Source organism: Bacillus jepli (assembly GCF_047238305.1).
Lineage (GTDB): Bacteria > Bacillota > Bacilli > Bacillales > Bacillaceae_L > Ferdinandcohnia.
In genome coordinates this window covers 319,505-342,439 of the sequence record NZ_JBDFMO010000001.1, presented here as the reverse complement: position 1 = coordinate 342,439, position 22,935 = coordinate 319,505, and the positions used below count along the sequence as shown (strand labels likewise).

At 34.5% G+C, this 22,935-nt stretch carries 16 protein-coding genes and 1 riboswitch; all 16 genes read left to right on the top strand.

The genetic code is table 11. The features are described 5' to 3' along the window. The first annotated feature begins 89 nt into the window (after positions 1 to 89). The 16 genes from ABC371_RS01630 (at position 90) to ABC371_RS01555 (ending at position 22,743) form a co-directional block, all read left to right on the top strand. On the top strand, positions 90 to 689 hold the full coding sequence (locus ABC371_RS01630; RefSeq protein WP_412895271.1) for a TetR/AcrR family transcriptional regulator: 600 nt from the start codon (positions 90 to 92) through the stop codon (positions 687 to 689). A 44-nt stretch (positions 690 to 733) separates the two neighbouring features. Continuing rightward, positions 734 to 946 carry a hypothetical protein gene (locus tag ABC371_RS01625; RefSeq protein ID WP_412895270.1) on the top strand — a complete coding sequence of 71 codons (213 nt, stop codon included), beginning with the start codon at positions 734 to 736 and terminating at the stop codon, positions 944 to 946. A 10-nt stretch (positions 947 to 956) separates the two neighbouring features. Then, a complete protein-coding gene (truA, locus tag ABC371_RS01620) occupies positions 957 to 1,694 on the top strand; it encodes a tRNA pseudouridine(38-40) synthase TruA (RefSeq protein ID WP_412895269.1) in 738 nt (245 codons plus the stop codon). Between the two features lie 408 nt (positions 1,695 to 2,102). Beyond that, a complete protein-coding gene (gene brnQ / locus ABC371_RS01615; RefSeq protein ID WP_412895268.1) occupies positions 2,103 to 3,410 on the top strand; it encodes a branched-chain amino acid transport system II carrier protein in 1,308 nt (435 codons plus the stop codon). 211 nt (positions 3,411 to 3,621) lie between these two features. Further along, positions 3,622 to 4,575, top strand: coding sequence for a DMT family transporter (locus tag ABC371_RS01610; RefSeq protein WP_412895267.1), 954 nt, complete (start codon positions 3,622 to 3,624; stop codon positions 4,573 to 4,575). A 49-nt stretch (positions 4,576 to 4,624) separates the two neighbouring features. Continuing rightward, on the top strand, positions 4,625 to 5,134 hold the full coding sequence (locus ABC371_RS01605; RefSeq protein WP_412895266.1) for a YehS family protein: 510 nt from the start codon (positions 4,625 to 4,627) through the stop codon (positions 5,132 to 5,134). Positions 5,135 to 5,405: 271 nt separating this feature from the next. Continuing rightward, positions 5,406 to 6,110 carry a nucleotidyltransferase domain-containing protein gene (locus tag ABC371_RS01600; protein WP_412895265.1) on the top strand — a complete coding sequence of 235 codons (705 nt, stop codon included), beginning with the start codon at positions 5,406 to 5,408 and terminating at the stop codon, positions 6,108 to 6,110. An 839-nt stretch (positions 6,111 to 6,949) separates the two neighbouring features. After that, positions 6,950 to 7,034, top strand: a riboswitch (cyclic di-GMP riboswitch). A 399-nt stretch (positions 7,035 to 7,433) separates the two neighbouring features. Continuing rightward, positions 7,434 to 10,424 carry an EAL domain-containing protein gene (locus ABC371_RS01595; RefSeq protein ID WP_412895264.1) on the top strand — a complete coding sequence of 997 codons (2,991 nt, stop codon included), beginning with the start codon at positions 7,434 to 7,436 and terminating at the stop codon, positions 10,422 to 10,424. Between the two features lie 26 nt (positions 10,425 to 10,450). After that, positions 10,451 to 10,759 carry a Spo0E family sporulation regulatory protein-aspartic acid phosphatase gene (locus ABC371_RS01590; protein ID WP_412895263.1) on the top strand — a complete coding sequence of 103 codons (309 nt, stop codon included), beginning with the start codon at positions 10,451 to 10,453 and terminating at the stop codon, positions 10,757 to 10,759. A gap of 23 nt (positions 10,760 to 10,782) precedes the next feature. After that, positions 10,783 to 11,181, top strand: coding sequence for a response regulator (locus tag ABC371_RS01585; RefSeq protein WP_412895262.1), 399 nt, complete (start codon positions 10,783 to 10,785; stop codon positions 11,179 to 11,181). A gap of 58 nt (positions 11,182 to 11,239) precedes the next feature. After that, a complete protein-coding gene (locus ABC371_RS01580) occupies positions 11,240 to 12,856 on the top strand; it encodes a GGDEF domain-containing response regulator (RefSeq protein WP_412895261.1) in 1,617 nt (538 codons plus the stop codon). Positions 12,857 to 12,904: 48 nt separating this feature from the next. Then, complete coding sequence (locus tag ABC371_RS01575; protein ID WP_412895260.1) at positions 12,905 to 13,276, top strand: response regulator transcription factor; 372 nt, start codon at positions 12,905 to 12,907, stop codon at positions 13,274 to 13,276. Further along, entirely contained in the window at positions 13,263 to 16,163 is a 2,901-nt protein-coding gene (locus ABC371_RS01570; protein WP_412895259.1) for a hybrid sensor histidine kinase/response regulator, read from the top strand. Before ABC371_RS01575 ends, ABC371_RS01570 begins: the two co-directional genes overlap by 14 nt. 354 nt (positions 16,164 to 16,517) lie before the next feature. Continuing rightward, the gene (locus ABC371_RS01565; RefSeq protein ID WP_412895258.1) at positions 16,518 to 18,599 is read left to right on the top strand and encodes an EAL domain-containing protein; all 2,082 of its coding nucleotides are present in this window, start codon (positions 16,518 to 16,520) and stop codon (positions 18,597 to 18,599) included. Positions 18,600 to 18,624: 25 nt separating this feature from the next. Next, entirely contained in the window at positions 18,625 to 21,861 is a 3,237-nt protein-coding gene (locus tag ABC371_RS01560) for a response regulator (RefSeq protein ID WP_412895257.1), read from the top strand. Positions 21,862 to 21,879: 18 nt separating this feature from the next. Next, on the top strand, positions 21,880 to 22,743 hold the full coding sequence (locus ABC371_RS01555; protein ID WP_412895256.1) for a CheR family methyltransferase: 864 nt from the start codon (positions 21,880 to 21,882) through the stop codon (positions 22,741 to 22,743). Positions 22,744 to 22,935: the final 192 nt, after the last annotated feature.

Here is a 22,935-nt window from a genome sequence, read left to right as displayed (position 1 = left end):
AAAATATAATCAAAGTCCTTTCAAATTGAAAAAAGCGAAACTAGACAATTCCTGATAAAGTGTCTAAAAAAGTTAATAGAGGTGAGATAATGGCAGAGTTTCAATTTTTGGATAAGCGCGTGCAGAAAACAAAACAAGATCTATACAGTGCTTTTTTTGAATTACTGAAACAAAAAAAATATGTACAAATTACGATCAAAGATATTATTGAATCTGCGGGATGTAGCCGAGGAACATTTTATACACATTATAATAATAGAGATGATTTATTAAATGAGATTATTCAATTTCTATTTAAAGAAATGACTAAGGCTTATCGTAGTTCATATATAAATAAAAAGTCGATTAATATACAAAGCTTAGTAGACGAGCCGCTAAATTTATTAAATCATTTTATAAAGTATGGAGAATATTATCAATTGTTACTTGGTGATGCTATTCAAATTAATTTTCGTGATAGAATAACGAATCTAATTATAAATCTTTACCTAGAGGAATTTGATATTCAAAGCACAACAGATGAGAAAAAAGTAGAAGGGAACTTATTGAAACGATATTGTGCATATGGATTAGTTGGCTTAATTTTGGATTGGATTAAAGATGATTTTCCAATTGAACCAAAAAAATTTTCAGTAGAGTTAGTGAAGACATTTCAATATTCACTTGGAACGGTTCTAATTAAGAATTGAGAGCGGCAACAAGCAACTCAAAAGATAGTTGAGGAGGTACGTACATGGATGTTTCATATGTTGTTGAACGAATTGATTCTCTTATTAATGTAACAAATAAGGAAATCTATTCTAGTGATTCGGGGATTACATACCAAGCAGAAAAGAGCAAAGGGCCAGACCCCCATCGTACTAAAGCGCTAGTGCACTGGGGGTCAGGCTCTGCTTTTCTTGAAGCGAATATAAGATATAATAACAAAGAAATACGTATATCTTAAGGAGAAAGCAATGAACAATTATAAATTAACCATTCAGTATGATGGTGGCCGTTACAAGGGGTGGCAGCGACTTGGTAATGGTGATAATACGATTCAAGGGAAGATTGAAAATGTATTAACAGAGCTGGCAGGAGAAAAGATTGAAATCATTGGATCTGGAAGAACGGATGCAGGTGTACATGCTCTTGCTCAGATCGCTAATTTTAAGATGAGCAAAAATGCAACCGAAGATGAAGTGATGCAGTATTTAAACAGATATCTTCCCAATGACATTAGCGTTTTGGATGTTACGGTAGTTCACGATCGTTTTCATGCACGCTATAATGCGAAAGATAAAACCTATTTATATAAAATTTGGAACGAGCCATATACACATCCCTTCATGCGAAAGTACAGTATGCATGTAGAAGAAAAGCTTGATATCGAAAAAATGAGAAAAGCATCTCAATTTTTTATCGGGCAGCATGACTTTACTTCTTATTCCAATGCAAAGTCGAAGAAAAAGTTGATGGTGCGTGAAATATACTCACTTGAGATAAAGAAAAATGCGGGCTTTATCGAAATCAAAGTACGAGGCAATGGCTTCCTTTACAATATGGTGAGAAAAATTGTAGGAACGTTAATTGAAGTTGGATTAGGTGAAAAAGATGCTGCTACAATACCAAGTATTCTTGAATCTAAAGAAAGAATTCAAACAGGTCGTATGGCGGATGCTGAGGGGTTGTATTTGGAGAAGGTTGGTTTTTAAACCTTTTCCTTCTTTTTTTTCAACAGAGCTTTAATCACGAGCATCCCGTTGCTACATCTACTGGTGTGACCCACAGTACACTCCTTCATTCTCAAAATTTTAACTATTGCAAAATATGTGGTATAGTATAAAAATATTTATCTAACAAAATATGATTCGTATGAATGCCAAAAAGTAAAAAACGTATAACAGGTTAATTAAACCTATTGGGAACACAGCGAGGCTACCCTGCCTTGGGTTTAGTGAGTGAAACGAACAGGTGAAATGCATCCTGATTTTTCAGAAAAGGTGGAATAGTGAAATTGGTCATTAGAAGACGATAGTTTATACGATTACCTAATATTTTTGAACTACTTAGAAAAGGATTCAAGCAAATTGTGACATTAAAAGAGAAGGGCTGAATTACATATGAATAAAACTCTAAGAGATAGTAGTATTATTGGACTTGCGCTGTTTGCCACATTTTTTGGGGCCGGGAATTTAATTTTTCCACCCTTTTTAGGGCTACAGTCCGGGACGGGCTGGTTTAGCGGCAGCATCGGATTCATTATTTCAGGGGTCTTTTTCCCTATAATGGCGATTTATATTATCGCTTATGCAGGTGGTACTGTAGACCAATTGACTAAAAAAGTGCATCCTAAGTTTTCGCAATGGATACTACTAGGCATCATGTTATTTTCAAGCTTTATCGCCATACCGAGAACGGGGGCTGTTACCCATGAATTAGGTTTTCAGGCAGTTTTTCCATCGATTCCAGCAGCACCTATTGTTATCATTTTTTTCGCGTTAACTTATTACTTTGTCAATGACAGGAACAATGTTATCGATAAAGTGGGAGCTTTTTTAACACCTGCATTAGTTGTCATTTTAATTGCTATCATCATAAGTGGAGTCATAAATCCAGTTGGACAACCAGTGGACACAGACATTTCAAGTAGTTTTGTTAATGCATTTCTTGGCGGATATCAAACTGGGGACTTATTAGTAAGTTTTATGGTTGCAAGTGTGTTTATTTCACATATTGTTGGTAAAGGATACCGGACTGAAAAGGAAAGAAATAAAATGATCGCATTTGCCGGGCTCATCGCCTTTATCTTTTTAGTGCTCATCTATTCGGGTCTTTTATATTTAGGAGCTTCAGTTAATGGGATGTATCCTCAAAACATAGACAGGGCTGAACTATTATTAGGGATTGTAGAATCGATATTAGGTAAAGGTGGGCTGTACGGATTAGGGATCGTGGTGGCATTAGCATGTCTGACTACTGCGATTGGCTTGACTACAGCTGTTGCTCAATTTTTTGATCGTTTCACAAATGGGAAGCTAAGTTATAAAACAACGGCGGCCATCGTTTGCGTCCTTGGCATTACCATTGCATTATTAGGTGTAGATCGAATCGTATTTATAGCAACACCGCTTTATGAGGCAATCTATCCGATTTGTATCGTGGTCATATTGGTTGGGATTTTCCATAGGCATTTACCAAACGCTGCCTCCTTTCAAGGTGCCGTGTTATTAACAGTGATTATTAGCGTAGCTCAAGCTATGACAGCAGCTATAAATATACCATTTGTATCTCGTTTAATTGGGATGATTCCATTGAGCAGTAATGGGTTCGCATGGTTAATTCCAGCAATCATTGGATTCATCGGTGGAGCAATAATTGGAAGGTTTATAGAGAAGGAGAAAGCTACAAAGCAGTCGATTGCTAGTTAAAACAATAAACCAATCTTGCCTGACAACAGTGTTTAACTGGTTATGTTACACTGTTTGCCAGGCATCTTTTTTTGTGGAGGTTTCTGTGAAACAAAAAATGGGGTGTCCCGAGCACTCTTGCAATCCGATTTCCCATAAACATACATTGCCAAAACCCTGACAATGCAATAGGATATACTTATTTGTGGAATGATTTTTAGGAGTTGACACCATGAAATGGATTTTTCAGAAGAAATGGTCAGTTATAGGGATTGCAATTTTTTGTTCGCTTTTGTGGGGAAGTGCTTTTCCTGTTCTAAAGGTGAGTTATGAGGAACTGCAAATGTCGCCCGATGATGTAATCGCTAAGGTTGTATTTGCGGGAATACGCTTTTTGCTTGCGGGTTTGCTCGTCTTAGGATTTTTATTAATCATAAAGCCGAAAAGAATAGTGGTTTCGAAAAGGAGTTTTCTCATTCTCCTTTTACTGGGTGTAATTCAAACAGCCCTACAATACTTTTTCTTCTATAATGGATTAGCAAAAGTGTCAGGTATGCAGGGGGCTATTTTGTCGACTGTTGGAACTTTTTTCACTGTTATACTAGCTCACTACTATTATAAAAATGATCGATTGAATTGGAAAAAGTCAATTGGTCTACTTGCTGGTTTCACTGGAATTGTGATAGCAAACTGGGGACAAGAGCTTAGCATAAGTTTTCAGTGGGATGGCGAAGGATATATGATTCTAGCAGGACTTACTGGTGCGATTGCAACCATTATGGCCAAGGAGCTAACAAATGGTATTGATCCTTTTGCCATTACTGGATGGCAGTTGAGTCTAGGTGGACTAATCATGCTTATTATTGGTCTACCGATGATGCATACAGGATCAATCACTTTTACACCATTTGGATGGGGACTATTAATCTACTCTGCTGTACTCTCAGCTGTTGCGTTTGGCCTCTGGTATTCGTTGTTAAAATATAATCATGCAGGTGAAATTACAATATATAAGTTCATTGTACCGGTTTCTGGAACGATCCTGTCTGCTATTTTCATACCAGGTGAAAAATTAAATCTGTATATTCTAGTGGCGATTGCCATGGTTGCGATCGGGATTATTGTTTTGAATTATCGTGGAAAAGGGAATAAAGCTAATAAGAAAACTGAAAAAATTGCATCATGACCCATAAAGGCAGTAATGACTACTATTTGTAAAAAAGGGAGCTTAAAGAATGGATAATAACGATATATTAATTCGGTTGAGATATGCATTGGAAATTAAAAATAAACAAATGGCAGAGATTTTTAAACTTGGTGGCATGGAGGTATCGGTACCAGAGGTAGTAAAGATTCTCACAAAGACATACGACGATGATGATTATGAGAATGAAGATCAAATAAAATGTACTCACAGTATGTTAGACTCCTTTTTAAATGGGCTTATTATTTACAAAAGGGGAAAACAAGAGCCGAAACCAGGACAGCCGAATCCACCAGAATCTCCTCTAAAGACAAGTGGAAACGTGAATAATCTCCTTTTAAAGAAAGTTAAAATCGCACTGGCTTTAACGACTGAAGATATGCTAGATATTTTTGATTATGTAGGGTTAAGGGTAACAAAAGGAGAACTAGGTGCTTTATTACGAAAAGAAGGTCATAAGAATTATAAAGAATGCGGAGATAATTTCGCCAGAAACTTCTTAAAAGGGCTAGCTATCAAATACAGGGGAGAAGGCTATTAAAAGATACGACAATAAAGTGAAAAAGAAAACTGGTTGGTTTTATTAAACTGAAAAATACCCGTTCATTAAAAAATGATATGCAATTTGGAGAAGGTGATTTCTGTAATCAACAGGAGTCATCTTCTTTATATTTCATTAATACTTGAGATAATAGCCCTCTGTTAAACATTGTGGGTCCAGCAAAAATAGCCAGTAATTATTTTACAGATACCTCCTACGTTATAGAACACTAATCATCTAGGTGAATATCTTGGTAAGGGAGGTGTTTTATATGAGGGACTCGATCAAGAAAATAGCTAAACAGTTTATCGTTTCCCACTATCCTGAATCCGATATCGTCTGGGTAGGTGGAAGTGCAGTTTCTGGAAATATAACGACAGAATCTGATATAGACTTAATTATTATTGATGAAACAGAAACACCAAGACTTGAATGTTATCATTTTCTTGGGTGGAAAATAGAAGCATTTATTTACACGGCTTTATCATTAGAGTTTGAATTTCAAACAGCTAGATATAGAGGAATGCCCACCATCATTAAAATGTGTGCCGAGGGTCTACTTATAGAAGATAAACAAGGGAATGGAAAGGAACTCCAAAAAGAGGCAAAAACCCTTTATGAACAGGGTCCACGACCATGGGATGAAGACAAAATAAATGATGCAAGGTATCAAATTACCGATTTTTTGTCAGACTTTAGAAGTTCAGAAGACTTTGCGGAAAGTTTATTTATTTTAAATAAGGTAATAAATACGTTAACTGAACTGATTTTAAGGGCAAATGGCAAATGGCTTGGTGAAGGAAAGTGGATGGTTAGATGCCTTAAATCATATGATAAAGATATGTGTGAAAAACTGATTGAATCTACAAAGACATACATGAATACAAATGATAAAACGGAACTCATTTCATTCATTCAATCTACACTTGATCATTATGGTGGAGAATTGTTTGTGGGTTACAAAGGATACTTTTAGACTCTCAATATGAAATAATTCACCTGAATTTTAGATTTCTCCATGTTTGTCTCAGTCCCCGAGCCCCTTTGTGGCATAACCTATATTATCATTTGATAAAGGAGGAGTTTTATTATGCCATTTTTCGTAGGCGGTCCTCGTTTCCGTTTCCGTCGAGGTCCCTTTTTTGGTCCTCGCTTTGGCTTTCGTCGCGGTCCCGGTTTTCGTTTTCGCCGGGGTAGATTTTTTTATTAAGAGTGGTCTTTTCTTTTGATTGAAACAGAGGGACGGCTCTCTCGTTCTTTTATATTTTCCATCCCAATAACAACATATCTAAAAGTCCAATGAAAAGAGAAAAGAGGTTGATTTCCTACTATATGTAGAGAATCAACTTCTTTTCATTCATATTAATAGACCAGTTCTTTATACAAGTACGGTATTGGAGTTGAACACTCAAACTAAATTTATTGTAACGCTAGAAGTTGTTTGTTTTAATAACTTGCTGGTAAGCTATCCGGAGCCTATGCCCAGCATATTACAAAAAAGGTCCCATCTATCTTTTTAATCAAAGGTAAAAATTAACTCGTATAAAGAAGGAAGGACAGACAAGTAAATAGAATTTAATTTGGTATTTTACATACTATTCTGAATCCCTCTTGGGGAGGAATCTAGTGGTGCGCACGTCCAATAAGCAGTCATTAATATGTAGTAAAAAGTACAGAAGGGAATTAGGTATTAATATTAATTATGCCACATATTTTGTGGTTTTTTCTGGTATTTTGTTTAAGTATGTTGAATGTATAATATTTTTGTCATATTCTGTAAAAGACTAATTTATTATATGTAGTTAATAAGTTCTATATCGATAAATGCAAACTTATCTAAAGGTAAGGACGCAAAGCCACGAACCTAAAGCAACAATGCAATGGTAGTCGGGTTACCTAAAATAGTAGAGAGAAAAAGATAGCTCCCGTTTTTCGGTGCAGTTATCTTTTTTTCTAATTAACAATGACTAAAGTATTGGGTATAACTTTTATGGTATAAACGACAATTATCCTTCCCTTAAAGAGTATAGGAACCCCTTCCTAATTGAAATAAGAATACCTTCCTATATGAATAGGAAGGTAAGGTGATTCTTTTTGTTGACAAATTACGGCAAAATTAGCATATAAGCACCAATAGTAAGAAAGTTTTATATACATTAACATTATTTCACTTTAGATAACCTAGAGATATAATCCTGAAACTTTTCCGATCTATTATTAACATAAACGCTATGGTCTTATTAGCTTCCGAATATAGTTTGTTATAGAAAGATATACCTTAATTAATAGGGGGATATGAATGGCGAAACTATCTTTTTTTAAGCAGCTAACTATGTTTTCAAATAACGATGTATATTTATCAAAGGGAAACATGGAAAATGATTTATTCTTAATAAAAAAACTTATCGATAATCATCCACATCCGGTCTTGGCATTCGACGAGAAAGGTAATCTACTGCATTTTAACCAGTCAGTCATTAAGACATTTGGATATAGTGAAAAGGAATTACCAAGTAAATTACTACAGTATTTATATAGCAATGACAAATACAAAAGAAAGAAATATTTTCAACTTGTTTTGAATGGTAATGTACAAAATTATCAAACTCCAATCTCACATGCAAACGGAAATATAATCTATACCGATGTTAATCTAATACCTGTAAATAATAGTGATGGGGAAGTAACTATGATTTATGCAGTTGCTAAAGATATAACATCTTACGTCAAACACGAGAAAGAGTTAGTAAAAATCAAAAAAAGCCTTGAATTAGCGCAAAAAGTAGGGGAAATCGGTAGCTATGATTATGACATTATTGAGGATGAAGCCTATTGGTCGAATCAGATGTTTGTGCTATATGGAATTGAAAATATAGAGGAATTTGTACCAACCTTTGATAGTATTGTAGAACTTGCTCATCCCGATGATCAGGAAAAATTTAAAACAGCCATTCTATCGGCTATTGAAGAAAGAAGAAATTTTAGTTTTGAATTTAGAATTCTTCGTAAGGATGGGACAACTATTCATGTATATAACCAAGCAGATGTAATCTTAGACGAAAATAGGAAGCCAGTTCGATTTATAGGTACCGTTCAAGATATTACAAAAAGAAAAGTGATCGAACAAAAGCTCAAAGATAACGAAAATCAGGTTGAACATATTTTTGATAATTTGGATGCAGGCATTTGGTCATTTGATATAAAAAAAGGTAACTACAATTTGATATCTAAAGGAGTAGAGGCGATTACAGGTTATTCTCCTTCTGACTTCGGTAATCAAATTACCTGGGATTCACTAATCCATCCGGACGATTATACTGAGTATCATAATAAACAACTAAAAAAGTTAAAAGGTGAAAATCTCTATCATCAATACCGGATTATTCATAGAAATGGGGATGTTGTGTGGGTTCAAGATCAAACATTGCCTGTTCTTAACAAAAATGGTGAAGTCATTAGGTTTGACGGGATTATTACAAATATTACAGACCAGAAAGAATATGAAAAAAGAATTCAATATTTGGCTTTTCACGATTTTTTAACGCAACTACCAAATAGGATGCTTTTTGAAAATAAAATAAATGAGTTAATCACAGCTTCAGATCATGTTAAAAAACACTTTTCAATTCTTTATTTAGATTTAGACCGTTTTCGAAATATAAATGAATCACTAGGGCACCAAATTGGGGACAAATTACTATCTGAATTTAGTCAAAGAGTGAATATGTTATTAAGCAAAAACTCTTTATTTGCAAGATTAGGTGGAGATGAATTTGGACTTATTTTTTGGAATTACGAAGACTCAGACTACCCGATTAATGCTGCCAAATTAATCATTGACTGTCTCGATCTCCCATTTTTCATTGAAGATTTCGAATTACTTATAACCACAAGTGTTGGAATAAGTACATTTCCCGAGAATGGGACTACCATGGAGGAATTAATAAAAAATGCGGATGCAGCTTTGTATAGGGCAAAGGCAAGTGGCAAAAATACGTATCAGATTTATTCTTCCTCATTAAGTATTAATTCTTTCAAACAGTTTTATCTTGAAAGGGACTTAAGAAAATCGATTGAGAGCAATCAATTAGTCGTATATTTCCAACCAAGGGTTGATTCAAGTACAGGGAAAATTGTAAGTGCTGAAGCTTTAGTGCGATGGGAACACCCCATATGGGGACTGGTTTCTCCAGTTGAATTCATTCCACTCGCAGAAGAAACTGGTTATATTAATGAAATTGGAGATTGGGTATTGGACCAGGTATGTAGGAATATCACAAAATGGAAACAGCAAACTCTCGCAGTGGTGCCTATATCTGTTAATATATCAGCGCAACGGTTTTTAAAAAGCGATTGGAAAGGGAAATTTGGTACTATTTTAGAGGAAAACATTATAGATCCTTCTTTAATTGAAATTGAAATAACTGAAACAACCATGATTAAACATGAGGAAGCCGTTAAAATAGCAATACATTATATTAAAAGTCTTGGGTTTAAATTAGCGTTAGATGATTTCGGGACTGGATATTCCTCTATTACTTATTTAAAGGACTATCCGATCGATACAATTAAGATTGACCAGTCTTTTATTAAACACATTGCAAAAACTAATAATGTAGAAACGATTATTAAATCTCTTATTTTTATGGCTAAAGGTTTGAATATGAATGTTGTAGCTGAAGGTGTGGAAACAATCGAGCAATTGTCATTTCTGAGACAGCAGGAATGCCAAGAAATTCAAGGATATATTTTTAGTAAACCCGTTCCAGAGAAGACTTTTCAAAAATTATTAAAGAAAATGATTTTGAAGCCGACCTTTAATAGCAACACAGCAACGTTCTCGAACAGAAGGCGATATTACAGGATTAATCTTTTATTTCCGCTTAGTTCACAAATGACACTCACCTCTATACTTGGAAATAAGGTTCAATTAGGAAGTACAGAGGCCTTAATTGAAGACATTGGACCAGGTGGGTTACGGTTTTTATCAACTATTCATTTACCTGTACGGCCAGATATAACGTATCAATTCCATACAAAGATCATGGATGAGATGGTTACCTTAAATGGACATGTGGTTTGGAAGGAAGAAGTTAAGGGTATATTCCAATATGGTCTCAAGTTCATAGTTGATGAGAATCAAAGAGATCAGCTTGTTAAATTCCTTAATCAGTTTTCCACGCAGTTAAGAAATAATCCATTTGTACCTAATTGCAATTTTGTCAAAGAGGAAAAAATAAGTTATTTAAAAAAAGTAGTCACAAAGAATAATTCAAATGAACTAAACTAATTAATTTTAAGGTGGGGTGTCTTATAATGATAAAGGATAACTTTCAAACAAAAGAAACAAATCTTAAAGTGGAAAATTTAAATTTAAGACAAGTTTTAAGTGAAAGTTACGATTTATATGCACTCCATAATTTAGATTATTTTCAGTTAGTTAATAAACTGGATTCCCTTTTAATCGAATACTATGAAGATTTACTCCTTAACTTAATTACCATTTCGAGAGAAAAGTTGCTAAAGATTTCCGAACAAAAAGGAATCAGAAGTCAAGAAACAATTACGGAGAGCCAGAGACTTGATAAACTCATTATACAATATCAAAAGCTTCAAAAACTTTAACTTATTATTACTTGTGAAAGGGGATGACGAAATTGAGAAAAACCATATTGATTGCTGATGATTCCTTATTTATGAGAAATTATTTAAAAAGTTTAATAGCTAGAGAAAACTATAAAGTCATCTCGGAAGCTAGTAATGGTGAAGAGGCTATCATTAAATATAAAAAATGCTTACCCGATATCGTTTTTATGGATATAACAATGCCCAAAGTCAACGGTATCGACGCACTAATAGAAATAAAAAAACTCGATCCAAATGCAACAGTAATTATGTGTTCTTCGTTGGGACAAAAATCATTTATTACAGATGCATTAAAAAATGGAGCTGCGGATTTTATCATAAAACCTTATTTCAATAATCTTCATGATATATTAAAGAAAATTGAATACCACTCCACATCAACCAGATTGATAGTAAAGTAACAAACTTCATCATATAGGTATATGAAGTTGCTGAGATAAGGAGTAAGGGAGGATAACTTTGGAACTTCAAAAATATAAAAGTCACCTGTTAAATAATATAAACGAAAAATTGTCAGAATGGTTTGGTTTAAATGCAAGTGAAAAGGTTTCGAATGGAGAGGTATATCGCTTTATTCATTCCATAAAAGGAACATCAGGGACACTTCAAATGGACCATCTTATGTTACTCGCGGAGAGTCTCCTAAATAAAATGGATTCCAATAGTGATGATGTGTGGAATCAAGACGAATTACAAAAATTTTTGTTGCCATTAATTGAATTTACTTACGAATATGAAAACCAAGAAGAACTAACCTATTTAGAAAATGAAACTACACATCTTGATGCACCCTTAATTCAAATTATTGATGATGACCCTTCTATGCTAATGATGTTAAAAGAGGCGCTGGAAGAAAAAAATTGGATCGTGATGGCCTATTCCAATCCGAGACAAGCTGTTAAGCAGTATTTTGAAATGCAACCGGATTGTTTAATCTTAGATCTTCAGTTACCTAATCAAAATGGATTTGAAGTTCTTAAAGAGATTCAGGAATATAATGATAAATATTTTGTTCCAACCATTATGATTAGCGTACAAAATGACAAACAAACGCGAATAGAAGCATATCAAAAAGGGGCAGATGATTTTATCACGAAACCCATTGATCTTGAAGAATTTATCGTAAAGGTCAATCGTCATATAGAAAGGAAAAAAATCTTTGAACAATATGTATTGATTGACGAATTGACTCAAGTTTATAATAGAAAATTTCTTAATGATAGTTTACCTCGCTTTTTTCAGAATTTTAAAAGGTCAAAAGAGCCTTTTTCTATTAGTATCATTGATATTGACCATTTTAAAAAAATTAATGACACATACGGACATCTAATGGGTGATAAAGTACTAAGGGATTTTGCTCAGTTTTTAAAACAGAATATACGTAGTTTAGATATGTTATATCGTTATGGTGGAGAAGAATTTATCATTGTATTTCCAAATACCACGAGTGAAGATGCAACAAAAAAGTTAACACAATTAAACAATGACTTTTCCAAAACCATTTTTACAAGTGAAGACCAAAGCTTTTCAGTCACATTTTCCGCTGGGGTATTTATGGTTACGGATGAAACTCTAGCAGAAAAAGAAGCGATCAAAGCCGCCGATAGTTTATTATATGAAGCGAAAAGAAATGGTCGAGCTAGAGTTGAGTGCTCACAGATGTTAAATACCTATAAAAAAGATGTTCTCAATGTATCGGTGGTAGATGATAATTTCATTATTCGAACTTTGGTAGCAAATGCATTAGAGTCTTTATCATTTGAAAATATAGAACTAAATATCAAAGTGTTTGAGGATGGTCCATCCTTTTTACAATCAACACATGCGCATGAAGATGTTAATCATTTATTGATTCTTGACGGAGTGATGCCGAATATGGATGGGATCGATGTTCTTAGAAAAGTAAAGGTAGGAAAAGATTTTCTAAGATATAGAGTGATTATGCTTAGTGGTCGGAATAGCAAAGATGATGTAAAACAAGCTTTAATGCTTGGGGCAGATGACTATATCGTAAAACCACTTAATATGGCTGATTTCCAAGTAAGGATTAGAAATATGTTAGATAGATTGTACTAGTTTGTTATACTTATATAATTTATTTTATCAAAATGGGGTGCTTATCAATTGAAGAAAATATTACTAGCTGAAGATGAGGAAGTCCTACGCATGTTAATTGCTGATACATTGGAAGACGAAGGTTATACGATTGTAGAAGCAGCAGATGGTGGTGAGGCTGTGGACTTATTGGAAACCAACCATTACGACTTGATCATTTTGGATTATATGATGCCAGTTTATACGGGTCTTGAAATTATTGAAAAGATAAGAACTGCAGAAACAAACCAACATTCGAAAATTTTGATGCTGTCCGCTAAAAGCCAATCTTATGAACAAGAAAAAATTAAACAAGCTGGTGCCGATTATTTTATGGCAAAACCGTTTAGTCCAATGAATCTTTTAGAACTGGTTGAGGAAATTCTGAATGAAAGTAATTGATTATATTAACCAATCAATATCCCGTCAAGTACTCGGTTTGATGGGAATTTGTTTTCTTTTCTTTATCACGGGTACGATATTTTTATTTCATTTTCAAAAAAATATTCAAAATGAATATGTTGGTCAAAGGGAAAGCATTGAAAGTAAACAAGAAATAATCAGTACTATTTATGAAAAATTTAATGCCGATATTTTAATAGTAGGAAACTCAATCTCTTTTAAACTGCCTGATCATCCTGAAATGGTTGACAACGAAGCTGGTATACTAATCACACAGAAAGATGAATTGCGAAAACTACTTGTTGGGGATGATGAAAGGGAATATTTTCGTGAAATCGAAAGCTTTATAGATTATTACCATTCTGCGATTGTTCCTAGAATCACAGATGAATATGGGAAAACGGATGATCCAAGAGTAGATATTATCGACGAATACAACTACACAATGGTGGAAGGTTTTTTCAATCAGATGAATGAGTTTCGTACTTTACTTGAAGAGGAACTTTCCATGAATGCTGATACATTTAATGAGAAGAACCGTCTCGTAATCAACAGCTTCTATATACTGTTTGTTGCATTTTTCCTTATTCTTCTATTGGTATCAAGAAGGTTTGTTTTGAAAATTAGTAGGCCATTGTCAGAATTTACTTTCTCTGCAAATGAAATTGCGGCTGGCAGGGATGCTGTGATAAAAGCTGATGCCAAGCGTAAAGATGAATTGGGTACTTTATTTATTGCCTTTCAAAAAATGGCGAAAAGTATTCAAGATAAAGAACAAGATTTGGTGGCCCATAACGAAGAACTTTTAGCCCAACAAGATGAACTTCAGGCGCAACAAGAAGAACTAAGAGCCACTCTTGAATTTTTAACGGAAAATGAGCAAAAATTGAAGACAAGAAATGATTTAATTAATGGTATTTCTTCTTCACTTGATAAAAAGGACGTGCTCCAAAGTATTGTTAAAAGTATGGTGAAAATCACCAAATCAGATAAAGGGATTATCACTTATTTACATGAAGACTCCTTTGCTTCCATTGGTATTTCTGAAGGCGGGATCAATCAATTTAGAAGTCATTTGGATAGCGGCCTTATTCAGCGGGTTGCTGCAGAAAAAAAGGCAAATGTAGTTAAACGTGACCAGAATCCTGAGGAAAAGGGCTATCATGATGTAATCCAATATAGTTATGATTTGTATATACCTATAGTGTCAGATTCTCATGTGATAGCCATCATGGTGTATACAAGGTTAGGTACTCCTTTTTCATCAAGTGAAATAAACGAATATGAAACACTTTCCAAACAGATCGCCATTTATCTCGAAAAAATAAAGATGTTTGAGGAGTCAGAAGACGATAGGAAATTAAACCAAGATATTCTAAATACGGTTGAAGAAGGAATACAATTAATCGATAGGGATAGGGAAATCGTTCAGGTAAATCAAAATTTGTATAAAACTTTTAATGGTATACAGATTGAAAATTTATTAGGTTTAACTTGGAGTCAATGGAGTCAATTGATGGCTGATCAAGTACAAGAAGATCATTTCATTGAATCTCTAGACGAATTAATTAAGGCTGCAAATCATCAACCAGAAAAAGAGCATTCATTTATATATAGGAAAAAGGATAGCAAGCAAGTCATAAGGGTATATTGCAGAACTAAAAAGCACGGTGAAGAAGAGTTTGGTTCGTTACTCGTCCATCGGGACATCACAAAAGAATTTGAAATTACACAAATGAAGAATGAACTTGTAAGCACGGTAAGCCATGAATTGAGAACACCATTAGCAAGTGTTCTAGGTTTTACAGAATTGCTGCTTACGAAGGATCTGAAGCCTGAGAGGAAAACCAAATATCTGCAAACAATCTACAATGAAGCGAAAAGATTAACTGCCCTTATCAATGATTTTCTAGATATTCAACGAATGGAATCAGGAAGACAAACCTATGAAAAAAACTACATCAATATGAAAACAGTTTTAGAAAATGTGATTGAACTTCAACAAGTCAATACAACCGTACACACCATTACTTTTTCGAATGAATTGGATGATGCAGTCATATTGGGTGAACAAAATAAGATGGAACAAGTATTTACTAACTTGTTGAGTAATGCCATCAAATATTCCCCGAACGGAGGAAATATCAATATCCGTCTTTATGGCAATAAGCGGACTGTTTCTATTGATATTAAGGACGAAGGACTTGGTATTCCTGAAGACGCGCTGCCAAACTTATTCCAACCATTTTACAGAGTTGATAATTCCGATCGACGCAGGATAGGCGGTACAGGTCTTGGGCTTTCACTTGTAAAAGAAATTGTCAAAGCACATGGTGGTTCAATTACAGTTGATTCACTATATGGAAAGGGAAGTACGTTTACAACTCAATTTCCAAGAGTAAAAGTTCAAACAAGGAATAAAGAAAAACATGAAAATAACGATATTAGTGATATCTACAATCCTCGTTATAAGATCATGGTGATTGAAGATGATCTGAACCTCTCAGAACTGTTGAAACATGAACTGCGTGATTGCGGGTTCTATGTAGAACAATTTACACGAGGTGAAGAAGCACTAGAAAAAATGAAAATCGATCCTCCAGATGCCGTTGTGTTAGATATTATGCTTGAAGACCGAACTGATGGATGGAGTATTATGAAGGAAATGAACGAAAACAAAGAGTTAAAAAGTATTCCTATTTTTGTTTCATCTGCCCTTGATGAAAAAGAAATTGGTTTTTCTCTTGGTGCAAAGGAATATCTCATCAAACCATATAAACCAAGCCAGTTATCAAAACTAATTATGCAGACACTTTTAGAAAATGAAAAAGACGGGCAAATTATGGTATCCCATGCAAAAAGAAAAGAAAATTTAAAGAATGCTTGATGTATTAACATGATATCTATTATCACGTGTATATTTTCGACCAGGGACTCATACAGACTTGTTAAAAAGGTTTGTCGAAGAAAGAAAGTAGAAAAACCATCGCCTAGTTGAACGGGCGATGGTTTTTCTATTAAGTATCTTAGTATGTCCTCTATAGGAATGCCCTTCCTCTTATTTAATATCAAAAGAAAAGCGACCGTCGTAATTCACTAAAAAAGATACGAGTTCAATTTATTATACTATAAGAATGGAAAAATATAGTCTCATTTACATTTATATTAAGCTACACCCAACATTAAGTATGATATTCTATAGACAGATATGTCGAAAATATGTTTATTTTGGGGTGAAGGGATGATATCGGCGGAAAAAATAAATATACTCTTGGTGGATGACCGCCCGGAGAATCTATTAGCCTTGGAAGCTATTATTGAGAGAGAGGATTATAACTTAATTAAAGCTTATTCCGGAGAAGAGGCGTTAAAGTATTTATTGAAATTCGAGTTTGCTGTTATATTACTGGATGTTCAAATGCCAGGAATTGATGGGATTGAAACTGCTAAAATTATCAAAGCACGAGAGAAAACAAAGAATATTCCACTATTATTTATTACGGCTAATAATATGGATTCGGACCATATTTTTAAGGGATATTCTGTTGGGGCAATTGATTATATCCTTAAACCTGTTGATCCTATTGTATTAAAAGCTAAGGTAGATGGCTTTGTCGAGATCTACACAATAAAAAAACAGTTAATGAAGCAAACAGAATTATTGTCTAAAAAAAATAGTGAAATTGAATATATTGCATTACACGATTATTTAACAGGTTTACCCAATCGAAGATTGTTTCAGGATGAATTAGTTTCTTGGGTAACAGAAGCAAAAAAAATGAATCAAGAAATTGGGGTTATTCTTTTAGATATTGATTACTTCAAGTATGTAAACAATTCACTTGATTTTAATACAGGTGACCGAGTGCTTCAAGAAATTTCGAAAAGATTAAAAACAACGGTAAGAGATAAAGACTTTATTGCAAGATTTGGTGGAGATGAATTCTCCATTATTTTACCGAAAACAGATCGTGAAGAAACACTAGAAATTGCTACCAAGGTATATCATGCCTTTAATGAGCCATTCTACATTGATAACTATGAATTGTTTTTTACTGCTAGCATTGGATTGAGTATTTTTCCTTATGATGGAGAAGACCCTGTAACCCTAATTAAGAACGCGGGCACGGCATTATTCCGCGCAAAAGAACAAGGGAAAAATAACTATAAAGTGTATCACTCTGGCATGAATCTTCAATCATATCGCTTATTTATTATGCAAAACGATTTACGTAAAGCGATTGAACGAAATGAACTTTCACTTGTTTTTCAACCTCGCATGGAAATTGAGACAGGAAAAATTAAGAGTGCTGAGGCCTTGTTGCGTTGGAATCATTCAAGATGGGGAGCAATCCTTCCTGGTGAATTTATCCCACTAGCAGAAGAATCAGGTCAAATTGTTGAATTAGGAGAGTGGGTTCTGCTAACCGTTTGCAAGCAAATAAATACGTGGACAGAAATGGGATTAACACCAAAAAGGATTGCAGTTAATTTTTCTGCACAGCACTTTCTCCAAAAGGACTTAGTAGAAAAAATCAACCAGATTTTAGTTAAATATAACGTAAGTCCAAAGATGCTTGAAATTGAAATCACAGAATCAGTCATCTTAGGTAACGAAGCTGTAGTAGCTAAAACACTTAATCAATTAAATGATATGGGAGTAAAGGTAAGTATTGATGATTTCGGGACAGGTTATTCGTCACTTAGCTATTTAAGACGTTTCCCGATCCATGCATTAAAGATTGATAAAACTTTTATTGATGAAATCACCGGGGTCTCACCTGAAGACATAGTATTGACAGAGGCAATCATTTCCCTAGCTCATAATTTGAATATGTCGGTGATTGCTGAAGGGGTAGAGACAGAGCAGCAAGTGGCAGCCCTGCGAAAATTTAAGTGTGAAGAGATTCAAGGCTATCTTTTAAGCCCTCCTTTAGCCCCTGATAAATTCGAAGAGTTTCTGTCAACCCATAATGAGACTGCTTGTACGCTAAAGGATGGGAATATTTTTTCAAATGATTTATCTCCAATTGGAGATTTACATGACCTTGGAGCGATACAAAATCCCAAAATAATCAGTGCTGCAATCCAAATCACAAAGGATACATTTTCGATTACAGCTAGAGAAATGGACGTGTTTGAGTTGCTTTTAGCAGGTCTAACCAATAAAGAAATTTCTGAAAAACTATTTATTAGTGAACATACCGTGAAAAATCATATAACAAGGATTTTCCAAAAATTAAATGTGACTGATCGTGTCCAGGCCATTGCATTAGTCTATCAAACATGCTTTGAGTTCGGAGAGCTACAGACAAGTAAATAATCGTTACGCAGAAAGGACCCCATAAATGAAGATTAGAACAAAATTATTATTAGGGCTTAGTACATTACCCATTCTTCTCATCGTTCTTATTGCGATTGGGTTGTCTCAAGTTTCGAGTCTTAATAAAATGAATACCACATTACAGTCGAACTATGAATTAACAATTCTAGCAGAAGAAACTCATCGTGGAATAAAGGATGAAGGGATCCGCCTACGGAATCTCGTACTTTTTAATGATGAGGAAACGATTCAAAAAGAAATAGGAAAATTGCAGGAATTGAATCATTCTATTTTAAAAAATATCTCGTTACTTGAGGAAAATATTGAAACCGAGGAACAAAAGACTCTAGTGCAGAAACTTAAAGATACAAATGCTGACTTTAATGCTTACCAAACTGAGTTAATCAATCTTGTGAATTCCGGGAAAAAAGCCGAAGCGCTAGATATAATTGATGAGAGTTCAGTCGAACACCATGAACAATTTTTTGAGGTTCTTTCAGAAATAACTGATTCTTTAGAAGAAGCACAGGAATTGTCATTACACAATATCGTTTCCCAGTTTCAACGCGAACTCATAATCAGTTCACTTATCTTAGTTATTAGCGTTATTTTAATCATGAGCCTTCTATCAAAGAGTATTTGGACACTATCTTCAAAGTTAAAAAAGGTTTCAACTATTATGAAACAAGTAGCGAATGGCAGTGCTAACCTTAGTACAAAGGTTGAAGTGATTGCCAATGATGAAATTGATGAAGTAGCAAACTCATTTAATAGAATGACAGATTCGTTACAAGAACAAAAGAAAATAGACCAAGAGTTAACATGGGCAAAATCAAATATTGCAGAAATCACGACAAGTCTAACTGGTATAAATGACTTAGAGACATTAGCACAAACTTTTCTCTCTAAGACGGTACCATTAGTAGAATCTAGCCATGCTGTTTTTTACGTCAAGGATATGGAAAAAAATGAGGACGAGCAAGCCTCTTTTAAACTTCTTGCATCATATGCTTTTAAGGAACGAAAGAATATTTCAAATCGGATTCGTTTAGGAGAGGGATTAATAGGACAAGCCGCTCTTGAAAAATCTCCGATTATTTTAACAAATGTCCCTTCAGACTATATACGAATAAGCTCAGGCTTAGGTGAGGCATCACCTCTAAATATATACGTACTACCGATTGTTTTTGAGGGGGATGTAAAGGCAATAATCGAAATTGCTTCTTTCAAATTATTTAGTCATACTCAACAGAGCCTTCTTGAAGAATTGATGAATGGTCTAGGCATTATCATCGAAAGTGTGATGGGAAGAATTAGACTCGCTACATTACTTGAGGAATCTCAAGCTTTAATGGAGGAAGTTCAAGCACAATCTGAAGAATTACAGGCACAGCAAGAGGAACTAAGAGCTACGAATGAAGAGCTTGAGGAACAAACACAAGCCCTTCGTCAGTCAGAGGAAAAGCTTCAAGTTCAACAAGAGGAGCTTGAACAAACAAATGCAGATTTAGAAGAAAAGGCAAAGAGCCTAGCGGATCAAAATAAGAGATTCGAACAAACGAATAGAGAGGTTGAGGCAGCAAGAGCGGAGCTAGAGGAACAAGCAAAGCAGCTTGCTTTAAGTTCAAAATATAAGTCTGAGTTTCTTGCAAATATGTCTCATGAGCTAAGAACACCATTAAATAGCTTACTCATTTTATCAAAGCTATTAACGGATAATTCGGAGGGTAACTTATCCGCAAAACAAGTGGAATATTCGAAAACAATCTACTCAGCAGGTAATGATTTACTAGCACTAATTAATGATATCCTGGACTTAGCAAAGATTGAATCAGGAAAAATGGATGTAAATCCGAGTCAAGTAGCAATTGAGGATTTAGCTGATTTTGCAGAAAGAGGCTTCCGGCCAATCGCAAATGAAAAGGGTCTAAAGTTTACGATTGATGTGAAGAAAGGTCTTCCTTCTTATCTGTATAATGATGAACAAAGGATTCAACAGGTATTAAGAAATTTATTATCAAATGCTTTTAAATTCACTCAAGTAGGAGAAGTTAAATTAGAAATTTCCTCTTATCCGAAAACCAATGGAAAGCCCAATTTTGCTTTTTCTATAACCGATAGCGGCATTGGAATTCCAGCCGAAAAGCAAGGACTTATATTTGAAGCATTTCAGCAAGCAGATGGTACAACTAGCCGCAAATATGGAGGAACTGGATTAGGATTATCGATAAGTAGGGAAATTGCGTCTCTTTTAGGTGGAAACATAATATTACACAGTGAAGAAGGAAAAGGGAGTACCTTTACATTTATCGTAGGGGAATACCAACATGGAACGGATCAGCACGATGCAATTAAGGAAATTGCCACAACAGCTGAACTGTCAATTGTACCATCGCCAAAAAGTGAAAAAACGTCAATGGTTTCTAAAGAAGTTCCGGTTGTCGATGAAAATAACCAAATCAAAAGACTCTTAATTATTGACGATGATCTCATACAACGAAATGCTCTTATGGAATATATAGGTTCTATGGACATCATCATCAAAGCTGTTTCTTCAGGGCACGAAGCAATTGAGGAATTAAAGGTCAATTCCTTTGACTACATTATTTTAGATTTAGGGTTACAGGATACGAATGGATTTGATTTATTAGCGAAAATTAAGAGTTCCCATCATCATGATGATGTTAAAGTTTTAGTCTATACAGGACGTGATTTATCTTCAAAAGAGGAAATTTTCTTAAATAAGTATGTTCATCGAATTATCATTAAGGATGAGCATTCCCCGCAAAGGTTGAAGGAAGAGATTTCATTGCTTTTAGAATGCAATTCATCAATTAAAGAAATATCGGAAATACCTTCAACTAGTTCCGTTAAGGACCATACAGGACTTCTTGGAAAGAAAATTCTTCTTGTTGATGATGATGTCCGAAACGTATATGCGATTTCAAGTGTTCTTGAAACATACGGTATGAATGTAGTCTTTGCTGAAAATGGAATCGAAGGAATCGAATTATTGCAACAGCAACCAGACATTGACCTTGTGTTAATGGATATCATGATGCCTGAGATGGATGGTTATGAAGCAATTAAAAGAATTAGAAAATTATCCGAATTTACATCGTTGCCGATTATTGCATTGACTGCAAAGGCAATGAGGGAAGACCGTGAGAAGTGTATGGAGGTAGGGGCATCTGATTATATTGTCAAACCGATAAATCCTGACCAACTTATTTCGTTAATGAAGGTTTGGTTATATCAATAGGAAAGGGCCTCTTAAACTATGAATAATCAAAATGATCAAATAGATAATATTGAAACAAAGGATAGCTCAGATCTTGAGAAAATGGAAATTGAATTATTGCTACAGGGTCTCTATAAATGGTGTGGATATGATTTTCGTTGCTATGCATACAATTCGATAAGAAGAAGAATTCAGCATCGTGTTGAGGCTGAAAAATTATCAAGTATAACAGGATTGCTCGAAAAAATTCTGCATGATCCTGCTTGCTTACGAAGATTGATATCGGATTTCTCCATCAATGTAACAGAAATGTTTCGTGATCCTTTATTCTTTTTAGATTTTCGAGAAAAAGTTGTACCATTGCTACGAACATACCCTTCCATTCGAATCTGGCATGCAGGATGCTCAACGGGTGAAGAGGTTTATTCAATGGCAATCCTTCTTCTTGAAGAAGGGCTCTATGAGAAAACGAAAATTTATGCGACAGATATTAACGCAGATGTATTAAAGATTGCAAAATCAGGAAGATATCCATTAGAGAATATGAAAAAGTATACGAAAAATTACTTGCAAGCTGGGGGACATCATGCTTTTTCAGATTACTATACTGTTACAGATAATGGGGTAAAGTTCCATTCGCATCTATCTAAAAATGTTATATTTGCGCAACACAATCTTGTTACAGATCAATCTTTTAACGAATTTCATGTGATTTTTTGCAGGAATGTTCTCATCTATTTTAATAAAGAATTGCAAAAGAGGGTTCATAATTTGTTTTATGAGAGCCTTTCGATGCTCGGTGTTCTAGGCCTTGGTGATAAGGAAACAATTTATTATACAGATAAAGACGATTATTACGAGGAAATTAGCAAGAAACAAAAATTGTACAAAAAGGTAAAGTAATTTGATAAGGGTTGCTGTTTACACCCAGCAACCTTTTACGATATGTATCTCACATCAGAGCGACTAAGCGGTTGCGAATTTGGTATTACGAGACTAAGAGGGAAAAGGGTACGATCCTAGACCTTTTTTTGTGAAAATCATATGGAATATAATAGAGAATGACTTTCTATTAAGTAAAAAAATACCAGTTCT